Origin of the sequence: uncultured Phycicoccus sp. (assembly GCF_947495705.1) — a bacterium.
In the GTDB taxonomy this organism is placed as follows: domain Bacteria; phylum Actinomycetota; class Actinomycetes; order Actinomycetales; family Dermatophilaceae; genus Phycicoccus.
Window position 1 is genome coordinate 119,918 of the sequence record NZ_CANLZR010000007.1, and the last position, 13,643, is coordinate 133,560.

The 13,643-nt window shown below is 73.2% G+C and carries 10 protein-coding genes; 4 read left to right on the top strand and 6 right to left on the bottom strand.

The features are described from left to right. Window positions 1-11: 11 nt before the first annotated feature. Window positions 12-671, top strand: coding sequence for a hypothetical protein (locus Q0963_RS11425; protein ID WP_299445784.1), 660 nt, complete (start codon window positions 12-14; stop codon window positions 669-671). On the opposite strand, the gene Q0963_RS11430 is transcribed toward Q0963_RS11425, so the two are convergent. Continuing rightward, the gene (locus Q0963_RS11430; RefSeq protein WP_299445786.1) at window positions 652-1,428 is read right to left on the bottom strand and encodes a DUF4031 domain-containing protein; all 777 of its coding nucleotides are present in this window, start codon (window positions 1,426-1,428) and stop codon (window positions 652-654) included. The two genes, Q0963_RS11425 and Q0963_RS11430, sit on opposite strands and share 20 nt — an antisense overlap. A gap of 123 nt (window positions 1,429-1,551) precedes the next feature. On the opposite strand from Q0963_RS11430, the gene Q0963_RS11435 reads away from it, so the two are divergent. After that, window positions 1,552-1,842, top strand: a complete 291-nt coding sequence (locus Q0963_RS11435) for a WXG100 family type VII secretion target (RefSeq protein ID WP_299445789.1) — start codon at window positions 1,552-1,554, stop codon at window positions 1,840-1,842. An 18-nt stretch (window positions 1,843-1,860) separates the two neighbouring features. On the opposite strand, the gene Q0963_RS11440 is transcribed toward Q0963_RS11435, so the two are convergent. From Q0963_RS11440 to Q0963_RS11450, 3 genes are all read right to left on the bottom strand, one after another. Beyond that, window positions 1,861-4,410 carry an ABC transporter permease gene (locus tag Q0963_RS11440; protein ID WP_299445792.1) on the bottom strand — a complete coding sequence of 850 codons (2,550 nt, stop codon included), beginning with the start codon at window positions 4,408-4,410 and terminating at the stop codon, window positions 1,861-1,863. 2 nt (window positions 4,411-4,412) lie between these two features. Next, entirely contained in the window at window positions 4,413-5,189 is a 777-nt protein-coding gene (locus Q0963_RS11445) for an ABC transporter ATP-binding protein (RefSeq protein ID WP_299445796.1), read from the bottom strand. Window positions 5,190-5,255: 66 nt separating this feature from the next. Continuing rightward, entirely contained in the window at window positions 5,256-7,049 is a 1,794-nt protein-coding gene (locus Q0963_RS11450; protein WP_299445798.1) for an alkaline phosphatase D family protein, read from the bottom strand. Between the two features lie 97 nt (window positions 7,050-7,146). On the opposite strand from Q0963_RS11450, the gene Q0963_RS11455 reads away from it, so the two are divergent. Both Q0963_RS11455 and Q0963_RS11460 read left to right on the top strand, forming a co-directional pair. Beyond that, on the top strand, window positions 7,147-7,491 hold the full coding sequence (locus tag Q0963_RS11455) for a PadR family transcriptional regulator (RefSeq protein WP_299445801.1): 345 nt from the start codon (window positions 7,147-7,149) through the stop codon (window positions 7,489-7,491). Beyond that, complete coding sequence (locus tag Q0963_RS11460) at window positions 7,488-8,231, top strand: HAAS signaling domain-containing protein (RefSeq protein WP_299445803.1); 744 nt, start codon at window positions 7,488-7,490, stop codon at window positions 8,229-8,231. Before Q0963_RS11455 ends, Q0963_RS11460 begins: the two co-directional genes overlap by 4 nt. Window positions 8,232-8,743: 512 nt before the next feature. On the opposite strand, the gene groL is transcribed toward Q0963_RS11460, so the two are convergent. Together groL and Q0963_RS11470 are read right to left on the bottom strand one after the other, a co-directional pair. Beyond that, complete coding sequence (gene groL, locus Q0963_RS11465) at window positions 8,744-10,369, bottom strand: chaperonin GroEL (protein ID WP_299445806.1); 1,626 nt, start codon at window positions 10,367-10,369, stop codon at window positions 8,744-8,746. A gap of 242 nt (window positions 10,370-10,611) precedes the next feature. Then, complete coding sequence (locus Q0963_RS11470) at window positions 10,612-13,638, bottom strand: glycoside hydrolase family 38 C-terminal domain-containing protein (protein ID WP_299445809.1); 3,027 nt, start codon at window positions 13,636-13,638, stop codon at window positions 10,612-10,614. Between the last annotated feature and the right edge of the window lie 5 nt (window positions 13,639-13,643).

Below are 13,643 nucleotides of genomic sequence, written 5' to 3' on the forward strand. Positions count from 1 at the left end.
AGAGTGTCCGGGTGCAGGCGCTGCAGGGACGTTGGGTGACGGACGCCCGGAAGGCCGTCCCCGGCGCTGACGGGCAGCTGCTGGCCGATGTGGGCCGTGACCTGCTGGCCCGCTGGGGCGAGCCGCACCGCGGCTACCACGGCACCTCGCACCTCGCCGAGGTCCTCGCGGCCGTCGACACCCTGTGCCGCGCCGGCAAGGTCGGGCGGCGGGACCGGTCCGTCGCCGTGCTCGGGGCCTGGTTCCACGACGCCGTCTACGACATCGGCGACGTCGAGGGCGGCGGCAACGAGCGGCGCAGCGCCGCCCTCGCCTCGCGGACCCTGGCCGAGCTGGGGGCGGACCCCGACCTCGTGGACGACGTCGTGACCGCGGTGCTCGACACCGCCGACCACGACCTCGGCGGAGGGGGCAGCCCGAGCCGGGAGGTCCTGCACGACGCCGACCTGTGGGTGCTGGCGGCACCCACGCCGCGCTTCGACGAGTACTGCCGGGAGGTGCGTCGCGAGTACGCGGCCGTGCCGGCCGCTGCCTACTCGGCTGCCCGGGCCGCCGTCCTGCGCCCCTTCCTGCTCCGGGACCACGTCTACCGGACCGAGCACGCCCGGCGCGCCTGGGAACCGACGGCACGCGAGAACCTCGCCCGCGAGCTCACCAGGCTCGCGGCCTGAGCACCGCCTCGAGGATGGGCCAGTAGAAGTCGCGGGAGCACAGCCCCTCGAGCTCGGGCCAGGTGACCCAGCGGCAGACGTCGACGTCGTCGAGGGTCCGGCGCAGCCGCGGACGGACCGCGGGCAGGTCGGCCCGGTAGAGCTGCATGAGGTCCTGACCCTCCCGCCACAGGCCCCCGGCGGACCGGCGGTGGAAGCGCTCGTATCCCACAGGGGCCAGCGCGGAGTCGTGCAGGACGAGCCCGCTCTCCTCGTGGAGCTCGCGGAGGGCGTTCTGGCGCACCGACTCCCCCGGCTCCCGCCAGCCCCCTGGCGGGCCCCACTGGTCGCGCCGGACGGAGTGGACGACGAGGTGGTCACCGGCGGCGTCGCGGACGAACACCATCGCCGCGAAGACCCGGGCCGGGGCTGCCTCCCGCGCCGACCGGATGAGGTCGACGTCGGCCGTGGTCCCGTCCGGGAACCGGACCTCGCGCACCCGGGCGACCCCCGTGTCGCCCCGGCGCTTCTGCATCCGCAGCCCGCTGGCGACGAGCGCCCGGAGCAGGTCGCGCGGAGGTGTGGGCCGGGCACCCGCTGCGACGACGGCCGCGTACCGCTCCTCGGGGATGTCGTAGTGGTCCCCCTCGAAGCCGCGGGCCGGGATGCCGCACCCGCGGGCGAAGGCGTGCAGCTCTTCGAGGCTCGTGTCGCTGACGAGGTGCGACCACCGTCGTCCGTGGGCCTCGAACCTCGGGGGGTCGATGAGGATGGCCACGGCCCGATCGTAGGCGGGCGGGCCGCACCCTGTGGAAAACCCCGCGGCCGGTGGACCGCCCTTTCCTAGGGTCGGGGGACCGGGGTCGGCCACCAGGGCCGGCCGCCACCGAAGGGGGAACCCATGGCCGCCCAGTTCCAGGTCGACACCGACCGCATCGCCGCCGCGAGCGCCGACGTCGCGCGCATCTCCGCCGAGATCGAGGGCCAGGTGGCCGTCATGCTCGCCCGGCTCACCGGACTCCAGGACGCCTGGACCGGCACGGCGTCGGCGCAGTTCCAGGGCGTGGTGACGCAGTGGCGCGGCACCCAGCACCAGGTGCGCGAGTCGCTCGACGCCATCGGCCGGGTGCTCGGCGCCGCCGGCGCCCAGTACGCCGAGACCGAGGCGCAGGCGGTGCGCATGTTCACGTGACGAGGACGGCCGCTGCCGCTACTCGGTGGCGATCGCGCGGAGGACGTCGAGGCGCGCCGCCCGGCGGCCCGGCCACACCGCTGCCAGCACACCGACGACGGCCGCCACGGCCACGAACCCGGCGAGCTGCACCCACGGGATGGCCAGGACGTCGATGCCGTCGTCGGCCAGCGACCGTTGCAGCGCCACCGCGAAGACGAGCCCCAGGACGATCCCCAGCACCGCGCCGAGCACCGCGATCGCCACCGACTCCAGGCGCAGCATCGTGCGCAGCTGACGGCGGCTGAGCCCGACCGCACGGAGCAGGCCGATCTCGCGGACCCGCTCGACGACCGAGAGCGCGAGGGTGTTCACGATGCCGAGCACTGCGATGACGACGGCGAGACCGAGTAGGGCGTAGACGATGAAGAGCAGGCGGTCGATGGGTTCGCGCTGCTCGGCCGCGTACTCCGCCTGGTCGGCCACGCTCACCGTCGGCAGGTCGGCGACCGCGGCGTCGAGTCCCTGCCGCAGCGCGACGCGGTCGGCGCCCGGGGCTGCGACGACGTACGTCGCGCGGTCGGTCGGGGGGACGCCGAGCTCGTCGAAGGCGTCGATCGACATCGTGACGTCGGACTGGAGCACCGCGTCCTGCTCGTACGTCGCGACGACCCGGGCCGCGGACTCCTCCCCGGCGAAGTCGATGGTCACCGCGGAGCCCACCTGCAGCCCCTGGTCCGCGGCGTACGTCGACGCGACGGCCACCGCGGCCACCCCGAGGTCGGTGAGCGCCCCGGTGAGGATGGTGGGCCGCGCCACCCGCACGACTCCCGCAGGGTCGATGCCTGTCGCGAACTCCCGGTCGCCGTCGACCTCGAGCAGTGCGTTCCGCACGCGGACGACCTCCTCGACGCCCTCCACCCGGCTGACATCGTCGGTGATGCTCGCCGAGAAGCCCTGCCCCACCACACTCGAGACGACGTAGTCGGCGACGACGTCCTCGGCGAGGGACTTGTCGATGCTCGCCTTCGCCGAGGCTCCGAGGACGGCCATCAGGGTCACGAGCGAGACCCCGATCATCAGCGCCGACGCGGTGGCGCCGGTGCGGCGCGGGTTGCGGCGTGCGTTCTGCTCGGCTATTCGTCCGACGGCACCGAAGGAGCGGCGGTACGTCCAGCCGAGGGCCGCGAGCACCGGGCGGCCGAACATCGGGCTGAGCAGGGCCGTCCCCACGAGCACCCCGAAGGTCCCGGCGCCGAGCACGTAGGTCGGCTCGCTCCCCCAGCCGGCCAGGCCGCCGCCCATCGCGACCGCCCCGGCGACGAGCAGCACCGACCCCACCGCGAGCCGCCACCGCATCCCGCCCTCGGCGAGGTGGGCGTCGTCGCGCATGGCCGCCACCGGGGGCACCGAGCCGGCCCGTCGGGCCGGCAGGTAGGCCGCGGCGAGGGTGACGACGACCCCGACGACGAGGGCCACGACGATGGTGCGCGGACGGAGCACGAGCTCGCTGACCCCGAGGTCGAGCCCGACGCGCCCGAACACCCAGCGGATGCCGATGGCCAGCAGGATGCCGAGGCCGATACCCACCGCGGACCCGACGACGCCGACCAGGCCGGCCTCGGCCAGCACCGACCGCGCCACCTGCCGCCGGCTCGCCCCGATCGCCCGCAGCAGCGCGAGTTCGCGGCTGCGCTGGGCGACGAGGATCGTGAACGTGTTGACGATGAGGAACGCCCCCACCGTGAGGGCCACCCCGGCGAACACGAGGAGGAAGGTCGTGACGAACGAGAGCGCCTCGTCGATCCGCGTGGAGGCGCGCGCGGCGGTCGCGTCACCCGTCGCCGCCTCGAACCCGTCCGGGAGCACGGCCTCGACCGCGGCGAGCAGGTCATCCTGGCTCGTGCCGTCGGCGGCGGTGACCCACACCTGCGACCAGGCGTCCGCGCCCTCGAGGTAGAGCTCCTGGGCCTGGCCTGCGTCGAGCATGACGACGCTCGCGCCGACGAGCGAGGTCCCGGCGAAGTCGGCCGTGCCGACGAGGGTGGCCTCGACCCGAGGCTGGGTCCCCGACGTGACGAGCGGGACGGCGTCGCCCTCGACGTAGGCCGCACGGGCCGCGGTGTTCGCGTCGAGGACGACCTCCCCGGCGGCCCCCGGCCAGCGTCCCGTCTCGAGAGTGGCGGTCGGCACGCCGTTGGCGGCCGGGCCCGAGTTGTACGACACCGCGATGCCGGGAGGACCGTTGCCGCCGATCAGCTTGCCGGAGCCGTCGACGACGTAGGTCCCGAAGGTCGTGATCCGGCCGTCGGCGCGGGCCGCGCCCGGCACCGCGGCCAGCTCGGCGACGAGGGAGTCCGGGACGGTGCGGGTCCCGCCCGCACCGGCACCGGGGCCGCCGCTGCCCCCGCCGGCGCGGACGATGACGTCGCCGACCGCGCCGCTCGTCAAGCCGGTGAAGGCGCGGTCGAGGGTGTCGGTGAAGACGTAGGACCCGGCGACGAACGCGACGCCGAGGATGACGGCGACAGCGCTGAGGACGAGGCGCAGCTTGTGCGCGATGATGCCCCGCCAGGTGGCGCGCAGCACGCTCAGGCCTCGAGCTCGGCGAGGCGGGCCATCCACTCCAGGACCGCCTCCGTCGTGGGCTCCCGCAGCTCGCCGACGACCCGGCCGTCGGCGAGGAAGACGACCCGGTCGGTCCAGCTCGCCGCCCCCGGGTCGTGGGTGACCATGACCACCGTCTGGTCGTGGTCGTCGACGGCCCGGCGGAGGAAGCCGAGCACCTCGGCGCCCGACGTGGAGTCGAGGTTGCCCGTGGGCTCGTCGGCGAAGACGACATCCGGCTGGCCCATCAGCGCACGAGCGCAGGCCACCCGCTGTTGCTGGCCGCCGGACAGCTCGCCCGGCCGGTGGCCCAGCCGGTCCCGCAGCTTGACGGTGTCGATGACCTCGTCGAACCAGGCGGGGTCCGGAGTCCGCCCCGCGATGGCCAGCGGGAGGGTGATGTTCTCCTCGGCCGTCAGGGTGGGGACGAGGTTGAAGGCCTGGAAGACGAAGCCGATCCGGTCCCGCCGCAGCTCGGTCAGCGCCCGCTCCTTGAGCGTGGTGAGGTCGACCTCCCCGAGCAGCACCCGGCCCGAGGTCACCTCGTCGAGCCCGGCCGCGCAGTGCATGAGGGTCGACTTGCCCGACCCGGACCGGCCCATGATGGCGGTGAACTCACCGGCGTGCAGGTCCAGGGTCACCCCGTCGAGGGCGACGACGCGGGTCTCGCCGGTGCCGTAGACCTTGGTGAGGTCCTCGACCCGGGCGGCGGCACGTCGGGCCGGAGCGGACGGGGCGGGGGTGGGGTCTGTGACCGTCATGCGTCGTCCTCGGAGCGCCGGATTGGGCGAGCGGCCGGAAGCGACCACCCTGCGTTGGACCCAACGCTAGGCGACGGTGTGATGGTTCCGTGTGCGTGGGCTGTCCCGAACGGCTCTGGGGAGCTCGGATGCCGGCACGGCGTCCCCCTCCGGGCCACCCACGGTGGCGGCCGAGAGCTCGGGGACCTCGACCGACCAGACCTCGCGCAGCGTCGGATGGTCGTGGTCGCCGTGGTCGACGCCGGTGACCCAGGTGAGCTCGACGCGGTCGGGCAGGACCCGGCAGAGCGCGACGTTGTTGTCGAACCACGGCCCCTCCGTGACGGTCCACGGGTACGCCGGGTCCGGCACGCGTCGCGACCGTGAGGCGAGGAACCGCATCGGGCGCACGAGCGACCGGGTGAGCATCGAGACCGCCACCCGCACGCCCCGGGGCATCGGGTTGCGGATCGGTGAGCACACCGCCTGCACGATGCGGGACCGCGCGCCGTGACGGGTCGGCTCGGTGACCTCGGCGAAGTACGAGTTGTGCACGTCGCCGGACAGGAACATCACCGTCTGCGGGGCCGGGCCCCGGTGGCCGCGGGCGAGGTCCATCACGAGGTCGAACACCTCGTCGAAGCCCGAGGTGAAGGCCGCCCAGTGCTCGAGGTCGATGCTGCGGCGCATGCGCTCGGCCAGGTCCGCGGGGAGCCGGCCGTAGGCACCCTGGGCGACGGCCTCGTCGATGGCCTCGAAGTCGTGCAGGCCAGGCGGCAGGAGGAACGGCAGGGAGGTGCCGATGAAGACATGCCGGTGGCCGCCCCGCAGGGTGTCGTCGAGCCACTCCATCTCGACCGGGTCGAGCATCGACCGGCCGTCGGGCCGCAGGTCGCGGGCCGCCCGGGAGTCGAGGACGATAAGCAGGCTGTCCCCCAGCTCGCGGGTGTGGCTCCAGCGGTACGTCTCGGGCTGCGCATCGGCCCGGGCAGCGAGCCGGTCGAGCGCGTCGGTGAGGTCGAGCTCGCCGTCACCGCCCTTCGCGTCGTGCTCGAGCACGTGCCGGAAGACCTCCTCCTCCGCGAGCTCGGCGGGCGAGAGGTTGCCGATGTGCTGGTGCACCCAGTAGGCGGCGAGACCGGACACGATCCGCTCCTGCCACCACGTCGTGGCGCGGATGTCGCGCCGCCACGACCACGACGTGTTCCAGTCGTCGCGGATGTCGTGGTCGTCGAAGATCATCGCGGAGGGCACCGTCGACATCGCCCAGCGGATGACGGGGTCGCCCCAGGTGATGCGGTACAGCTCGTCGTACTCGGGGTAGTCCTTGATCTCCTCGTACGGCGGCTCGTCGAGGCTGCGCCGGCTGCGCATGAAGTCCTCGAGCTCGCCGTGCGGCGTCGTGTCGGCATACACCTGGTCCCCGAGGAGGAGCAGGAGGTCGGGCCACCCCGCGTCCGGGTCGTCGCGCAGGGCCACCGCGAGACTGCGGAGCGCGTCGACGCCGTGCAGCGCGTTGCCCTCGTCGTCGTGGCTGCCCATCGTCCGGCACGACCCGAAGGCGAAGTACGGCAGCCGGTCCGGGTCGAGGGTGCGGATGCGGCTCGCGGGCTCGCCCGACAGCGGCCAGACCGTCCGCCCGTCGACCCGGACCTCGTAGGGCTCGTCGGTGGCCGGCTCGAGCCCGTCGCAGACGACGAGGGCGTAGTGCGACCCGTGGACCCCGAAGGTCCGGGCGGTCCACTCGCGCCCGGCGCGGAGCACGGACACCTCGGCGGCCTGCGCGGTGCGGACCCAGACGGTGGCCGACGTCTCGTCCACGTACCGCAGCAGGGGCCCGAGGACGAGGGGACTCCGGTCGTCGGCTCGGGGCTGGCTCATCGGCCCATCCTGCCCGCTCCACCTGGGGCGTGGCTGTGGGCGAGCACGGCAACCTGCCCCTTGCGGCGCAAGGTAGTGCACCGCTACCTTGTGGTGCATGGGAGCTCCGGAGGCCGCACTCAGCCAGCTGCGCCGTGGCGTCCTGGAACATTGCGTCCTTGCCCTGCTCGAGGGTCGCGAGCGTTACGGGTACGACCTCGTCGCCGAGCTGTCGGACGCGGGGCTCGTCGCGAGCGAGGGCACCGTCTACCCCCTGTTGTCGAGGCTGCGGCGGGACGCGCTCGTCGACACCACCTGGCGCGCGTCGGCAGACGGCCCCGCGCGTCGCTACTACGCGCTCAGTCCGGCCGGGTCCCGTGCCCTCGCCGACTTCCGCACCGCCTGGAGCGGTTTCGCCGCCTCCGTCTCCACCATCCTCACGCCCGAGGGGGCACCGTCATGACCGGACTCGACCACCCACTCGTCCGCGCGTACCTGGAGCGGCTCGACGTCGTCGGACGCCGCCTGCCGGACGACCGCCGGGCCGAGCTGCGGGCCGACATCGAGGAGCACCTCCTCGAGGCGGCGGCCGCCACCGACGGCAGCGACGCCGCGCTGTCCGTGGTGCTCGAGCGTCTGGGCGCTCCAGAGGACGTCGTCGCCGAGGCCGCGACGGGGGTCTTCGTCACCGGTCCGCCGCTGGACCCGGCCGCGGCGCGGTACCCCTACGCGGGGCCGCCCGAGCGCGCGCCGTCCGAGAGGCCGGTGCTCGAGACGACCGCGCTCGTCCTGCTCGTCCTGTCGATCCCGGTGGCCCTGAGCATCGTGCTCACCATCGTGTCCCCGGTGCTGTGGCTCGTCGGCCTCGTGCTCCTGCTGATCTCGAAGCGGTGGACGGCGGCCGACAAGGCCTGGGGTGCGGTGGCCTACGGCATCTTCGGCGTCCCGTTCCTGGGCCTCGCCGTCATGGGCATGGCGTTCCCCCTCTACGCCGGGAGCTGCACGAGCAGTGCCGGAGCCGACGGGGTCGTCGTCGAGACCTGCACCGGTGGGCCTCCCGGCTGGATGCCGGTCGTGACCATCGGGGCGGGCCTGGCCGTTCTCGGCCTCTGGGTCTGGACGGCGCTGCGGCTCCACCGCCGCATCCGTGTCCCCCGCGCCGATCTCGCGGCGCCGTCGGCCGCTCCGCAGCCGGCCCGCTGACCAGCGGCCGACACGGGGCGTCCCTCCCGTGACCAATCGGTCGATACCGGTACGAGCGACGACGGGGAGGGCGTCCCTCCCGTGACCAATAGGTCACCTCAGGTACGAGCAGACGACGGGCGGGCGTACCTCCCGTGACCAATAGGTCACCTCGGGTACGCGCCGGGCGGGCAGGGCGTACCCCCCGCGACCAATAGGTCGATACCGGTACATCCGGCACCGGTCGTCGGGGCGTACCCCCGCGACCAATAGGTCGATACCGGTACATGCGGCACCGGTCGTCGGGGCGTACCTCCCGTGACCAATCGGTCGATACCGGTACATCCGGCACCGGCCGTCGGGGCGTACCTGCCGTGACCTACAGGTCGATACCGGTACATCCGGCACCGGTCGTCGGGGCGTACCTGCCGTGACCTATTGGCCGATCCGGGGACGAGCCGGGGTGGCAGACGCCGACGGGCGGCCCTCCCACAGGAGGACCGCCCGTCAGTGCGTGACGCGGGAGGCGAGGCTCAGAAGCCCATGCCGCCCATGTCGTCGCCGCCCGGCATGGCCGGAGCCGACTTCTCGGGCTTGTCGGCGATGACCGCCTCGGTGGTGAGGAACAGCGCCGCGATGGACGCCGCGTTCTGCAGCGCCGACCGGGTCACCTTGGCGGGGTCGATGACCCCGGCCGCGATGAGGTCGACGTACTCACCGGTCGCGGCGTTCAGGCCCCAGCCCGCGTCGAGGTTGCTGACCTTCTCGGCCACGACCCCACCCTCGAGACCGGCGTTGATCGCGATCTGCTTGAGCGGCGCCTCGACGGCGACCTTGACGATGTTCGCGCCGGTGGCCTCGTCGCCCTCGAGCGAGAGGTTGGCGAACGCCTTGGCACCGGCCTGGATGAGGGCCACGCCACCACCGGCGACGATGCCCTCCTCGACGGCGGCCTTCGCGTTGCGAACGGCGTCCTCGATGCGGTGCTTGCGCTCCTTGAGCTCGACCTCGGTGGCCGCGCCCGCCTTGATGACGGCGACGCCGCCGGCGAGCTTGGCGAGGCGCTCCTGGAGCTTCTCGCGGTCGTAGTCGGAGTCCGACTTCTCGATCTCGGCACGGATCTGGTTGACCCGACCCTGGATCTGGTCGTTGTCACCCGCACCCTCGACGATGGTCGTCTCGTCCTTCGTGACGACGACCTTGCGCGCCTTGCCGAGCAGCGACAGGTCCGCGGTGTCGAGCTTGAGCCCGACCTCCTCGGAGATGACCTGGCCGCCGGTGAGGATCGCGATGTCGCCGAGCATGGCCTTGCGACGGTCGCCGAAGCCCGGAGCCTTGACGGCGACGGACTTGAAGGTGCCGCGGATCTTGTTGACGACGAGCGTGCTCAGCGCCTCGCCCTCGACGTCCTCGGCGATGATGAGCAGCGGCTTGCCGGACTGCATGACCTTCTCGAGGAGGGGCAGCAGGTCCTTGATCGAGCCGATCTTGGAGTTCGCGATGAGGACGTAGGGGTCCTCGAGCACGGACTCCATGCGCTCGGTGTCGGTGACGAAGTAGTGGCTGATGTAGCCCTTGTCAAAGCGCATACCCTCGGTGAGCTCGAGCTCGAGCCCGAAGGTGTTGCTCTCCTCGACGGTGATGACGCCTTCCTTGCCGACCTTGTCCATGGCCTCGGCGATCATCTCGCCGATCTGCGGGTCGGCGGCGCTGATCGACGCGGTCGCGGCGATCTGCTCCTTGGTCTCGACGTCCTTGGCGTTCGCGAGCAGCTCGTCGGAGACGGCCGCGACGGCCTTCTCGATGCCGCGCTTGAGCGCCATCGGGTTCGCACCCGCGGCGACGTTGCGCAGGCCCTCGCGCACGAGGGCCTGGGCGAGGACGGTCGCCGTCGTCGTGCCGTCACCGGCGACGTCGTCGGTCTTCTTGGCGACCTCCTTGACGAGCTCCGCGCCGATCTTCTCGTAGGGGTCGTCGAGCTCGATCTCCTTGGCGATCGAGACACCGTCGTTGGTAATGGTGGGGGCGCCCCACTTCTTCTCCAGGACGACGTTGCGGCCCTTGGGGCCGAGCGTGACCTTGACGGCGTCGGCGAGCACGTTCATGCCCCGCTCGAGACCGCGGCGCGCCTCCTCATCGAAAGCGATGATCTTGGCCATTCGGGTGGTTCCTCCCACGCGAATCGAAGGTGGGACCGGGCGGTGCCCGCGACGGACGGACGGGGGCCGCGGCTCACGTCACCGTCGACACACCTGTCCTCACCGGACCGGTCGGTACTTATCACTCTCGGCATGAGAGTGCTAAGGCTCATTATTGGCACTCCCGGGGTGAGAGTGCAAACGCGACGACGGCCGTGGGACGCGGCGGCGGGCAGCACGGTCGGCCCCTGATCGGGCCCGGCTCACTCCCGGCTCCAGCGGAGGGTCACCACCTCGAACGGCCGCAGCGCGAGCACCACCGTGCCCTCGCCAGCCCTCTCGACGTCGGGCACCCCGCTGCCGAGCGGGCGCTCCAGCAGGTCGGTGGCCACGACGGCGGCGGCGTCGAACCCGGCGCGCACCCGGGTCGTCACCCTCGACCCGAGGGCCTCGTACAGCCGCACGACGACATCACCCGAGCCGTCGTCGGCCAGCTTGACCGACTCGACGACGACCGCGTCGCGGTCGACCGCGACGAGGGGCTCGACCCGGTCCCCGGCCCCCCGGACGACGCGCGGCGGGAGGTTGACCCGGTACCCCTCGCGCACCGCGTCGGGGATCCCGGCCCCCGGCACCAGCGAGTACGTCATCCGGTGGGTGCCGAGGTCGGCGACGGGGTCCGGGCTCTGCGGCGCCCGCAGGAGCGAGAGCCGGACGCACGTCGACGTCCCGCCGCCCGCGCGGTCGGCCCGGGTCACGTCGTGCCCGTACGTGGAGTCGTTGACGACGGCCGCGCCGTGGCCGGGCTCCCCCACGTGGACCCAGCGGTGGGCGCACACCTCGAACCGCGCGGCGTCCCAGCTGGTGTTCGTGTGGGTCGGCCGGTGGACGTGCCCGAACTGGATCTCGGAGGTGGAGCGGTCCGTGGAGACGTCGAGGTCGAAAGCCGCCTTGAGGAGCTTCTCGCGCTCCTGCCAGTCCACCTCGGTGCAGATGTCGACCCGGGGCTCGCCGGCGGGCAGGGTCACGAGCTGCACGACGCGGGAGCGCCCGAACGTCCGCACGACCCGCACACCGCCCTCGACCGCCGTCACCGACCCCCCGTCCCCGAGGTCGCACAGGTCGGTGGCCGACCGGCGGTAGTACGCGTCGATGTCCCAGGCGTCGAACCGCACCGGAGTGTCGGCGTGGAGCTGGAGGAGGTTGCCGCGCGAGCCGGGCGCCAGGGCCTCCCGCCCGCCGGCGGTGTCGACGACCGAGGTGAGCAGGCCGGAGGCGTCCACGTGGGCGCGGACCAGCCCGTTGTCCAGGACCCACCCGTCATCGGTCTCGTGCACCCTCGGCGTCGAGGACGGCGCAGGCTGAGCCGCGCCGAGCCCCGGCACCCCGGCACGCGCGTGCGGAGCCGCGTTGAACAGGGTGTCGACGTCGCCGGCGCCGGCGAGCGCGCCGAGGGCGTCGCCGATGACCTCCTCGAGCTCGGCCGCGACGGCCCGATACTGCTCGACGGCCTCACGATGCACCCAGCCGATCGACGATCCGGGCAGGATGTCGTGGAACTGGTTGAGGAGCACCGTCTTCCACAGGTGGTCGAGCCGGGCCGCGGGGTAGTCGAAGCCCACCCGGACCGCGGCGGTCGCCGCCCACAGCTCGGCCTCGCGGAGGAGGTGCTCGGACCGCCGGTTGCCCTGCTTGGTCCTCGCCTGGCTCGTGTACGTCCCCCGGTGCATCTCCAGGTAGAGCTCGCCCACCCAGACCGGGGCGTCCGGGTACTCGGCCTCGGCCTGCCGGAAGAACGCGTCCGGCCGCTCGATCTCGACCCGCGGCGAGCCGTCGAGGTCTCGCAGCCGCCCGGCGCGCGCGAGCATCTCGCGGGTGGGCCCGCCCCCGCCGTCGCCCCACCCGAACGGGAGCATCGACCGGGTGCCCGCGCCCTTCTCGGAGTAGTTGCGCGCCGCGTGCGCGACCTCGGCGCCGCTGACCTCCGACCCGTAGGTGTCGGCGGACGGGAAGTGGGTGAGGACCCGGCTGCCGTCCAGGCCCTCCCAGCGGAAGGTGTGGTGCGGGAACCGGTTCGTCGTGTTCCAGGAGATCTTCTGGGTGAGGAACCAGCGCGACCCGGAGAGCCGCACGAGCTGGGGCAGCGCGGCCGTGTACCCGAACGAGTCCGGCAGCCACACCTCCTCGGTCTCGATGCCGAACGCGTCGAGGAAGAAGCGCTTGCCGGTCGTCAGCTGGCGCACGAGCGCCTCACCGCCGGGCATGTTCGTGTCCGACTCGACCCACATCCCGCCGACGGGAACGAAGCGACCCTCCCGCACCCGCTCGACGACGCGGTCCCACACCTCGGGCCGGTGCTCCCGCAGCCAGTCGTACTGCTGGGCGGAGCTCATCGCGAAGACCAGCCCCGGGTCGTCGTCCATGAGCGAGGTGACGTTCGCGCAGGTGCGGGCGACCTTGCGCACCGTCTCGCGGACCGGCCACAGCCACGCGGAGTCGATGTGGGCGTGGCCGACCGCCGAGATGCGGTGGGCGCTGGCGCGGGCGGGCGCCGCGAGGACCTCGGCCAGCTCGGCCCGGGCCTTGGCCGCCGTTCCCGGGAGGTCCGCGACGTCCACCGCGTCCATCGCGCGGTCCAGCGCCCGCAGCAGCTGCCAGCGACGCGCATCCTCGAGCGGCAGCTCGCCCGCGAGCTGGCCGAGCACCTCGAGGTCCTGCTGCAGCTCCCACACCTCGGCCTCGAAGACCGCCAGCTCCGCCCGCGCGATGCGGTACAGCGGGTCGGTGGGGGCCGTTGCGGGGTCGCCCATCGGGGAGGGCCGGAAGTCGAAGCCGCCCCCGCCCAGGAGGAGCGGGTTGGACGCGGCCTCCACGTGCAGATCCACCTCCTCGCCACCGGCGGCCGGGCCCGCTACCCGGGCCCACTGCGACTGCGGGTGCAGCCCCTTGACGGGCGTCCCGTCCGGCCGGTAGACGAGGCCCTCGGCGTGGAAGCCGGTGCGCTCCGGGTCGAAGCCGAGGTCGAGCCGCAGGTCGACGGCCCGCCCGGCGAACCGGTCCGGGACCCTGCCCTGCACCCGGAACCAGGAGGTCCCCCAGGGCGGCCCCCACGTCTCCCCCACCGTGCAGGGCGTGTGGTCGGCGGCGAGCCCCTCGGCGACCGGGACCGGCTCCCCGGGCGCGTCCCAGCGGCCGAGCGTCACCGGCTCGGGGTCGCTCCAGACGGCGTCCGCGACGCGCTGGAGGGTGCGCCGGAGCCGGCCCTCGATGAGCAGGTGGTCGTCGTGCATCAGGG

Bases quoted from the DNA above. Each gene is read 5' to 3' on its own strand.
- Q0963_RS11435 (WP_299445789.1), top strand. From the start codon at position 1,552: ATGGCCGCCCAGTTCCAGGTCGACACCGACCGCATCGCCGCCGCGAGC.
- Q0963_RS11445 (WP_299445796.1), bottom strand. From the start codon at position 5,189: ATGACGGTCACAGACCCCACCCCCGCCCCGTCCGCTCCGGCCCGACGT.
- Q0963_RS11450 (WP_299445798.1), bottom strand. From the start codon at position 7,049: ATGAGCCAGCCCCGAGCCGACGACCGGAGTCCCCTCGTCCTCGGGCCC.
- Q0963_RS11455 (WP_299445801.1), top strand. From the start codon at position 7,147: ATGGGAGCTCCGGAGGCCGCACTCAGCCAGCTGCGCCGTGGCGTCCTG.
- Q0963_RS11460 (WP_299445803.1), top strand. From the start codon at position 7,488: ATGACCGGACTCGACCACCCACTCGTCCGCGCGTACCTGGAGCGGCTC.
- groL (WP_299445806.1), bottom strand. From the start codon at position 10,369: ATGGCCAAGATCATCGCTTTCGATGAGGAGGCGCGCCGCGGTCTCGAG.
- Q0963_RS11470 (WP_299445809.1), bottom strand. From the start codon at position 13,638: ATGCACGACGACCACCTGCTCATCGAGGGCCGGCTCCGGCGCACCCTC.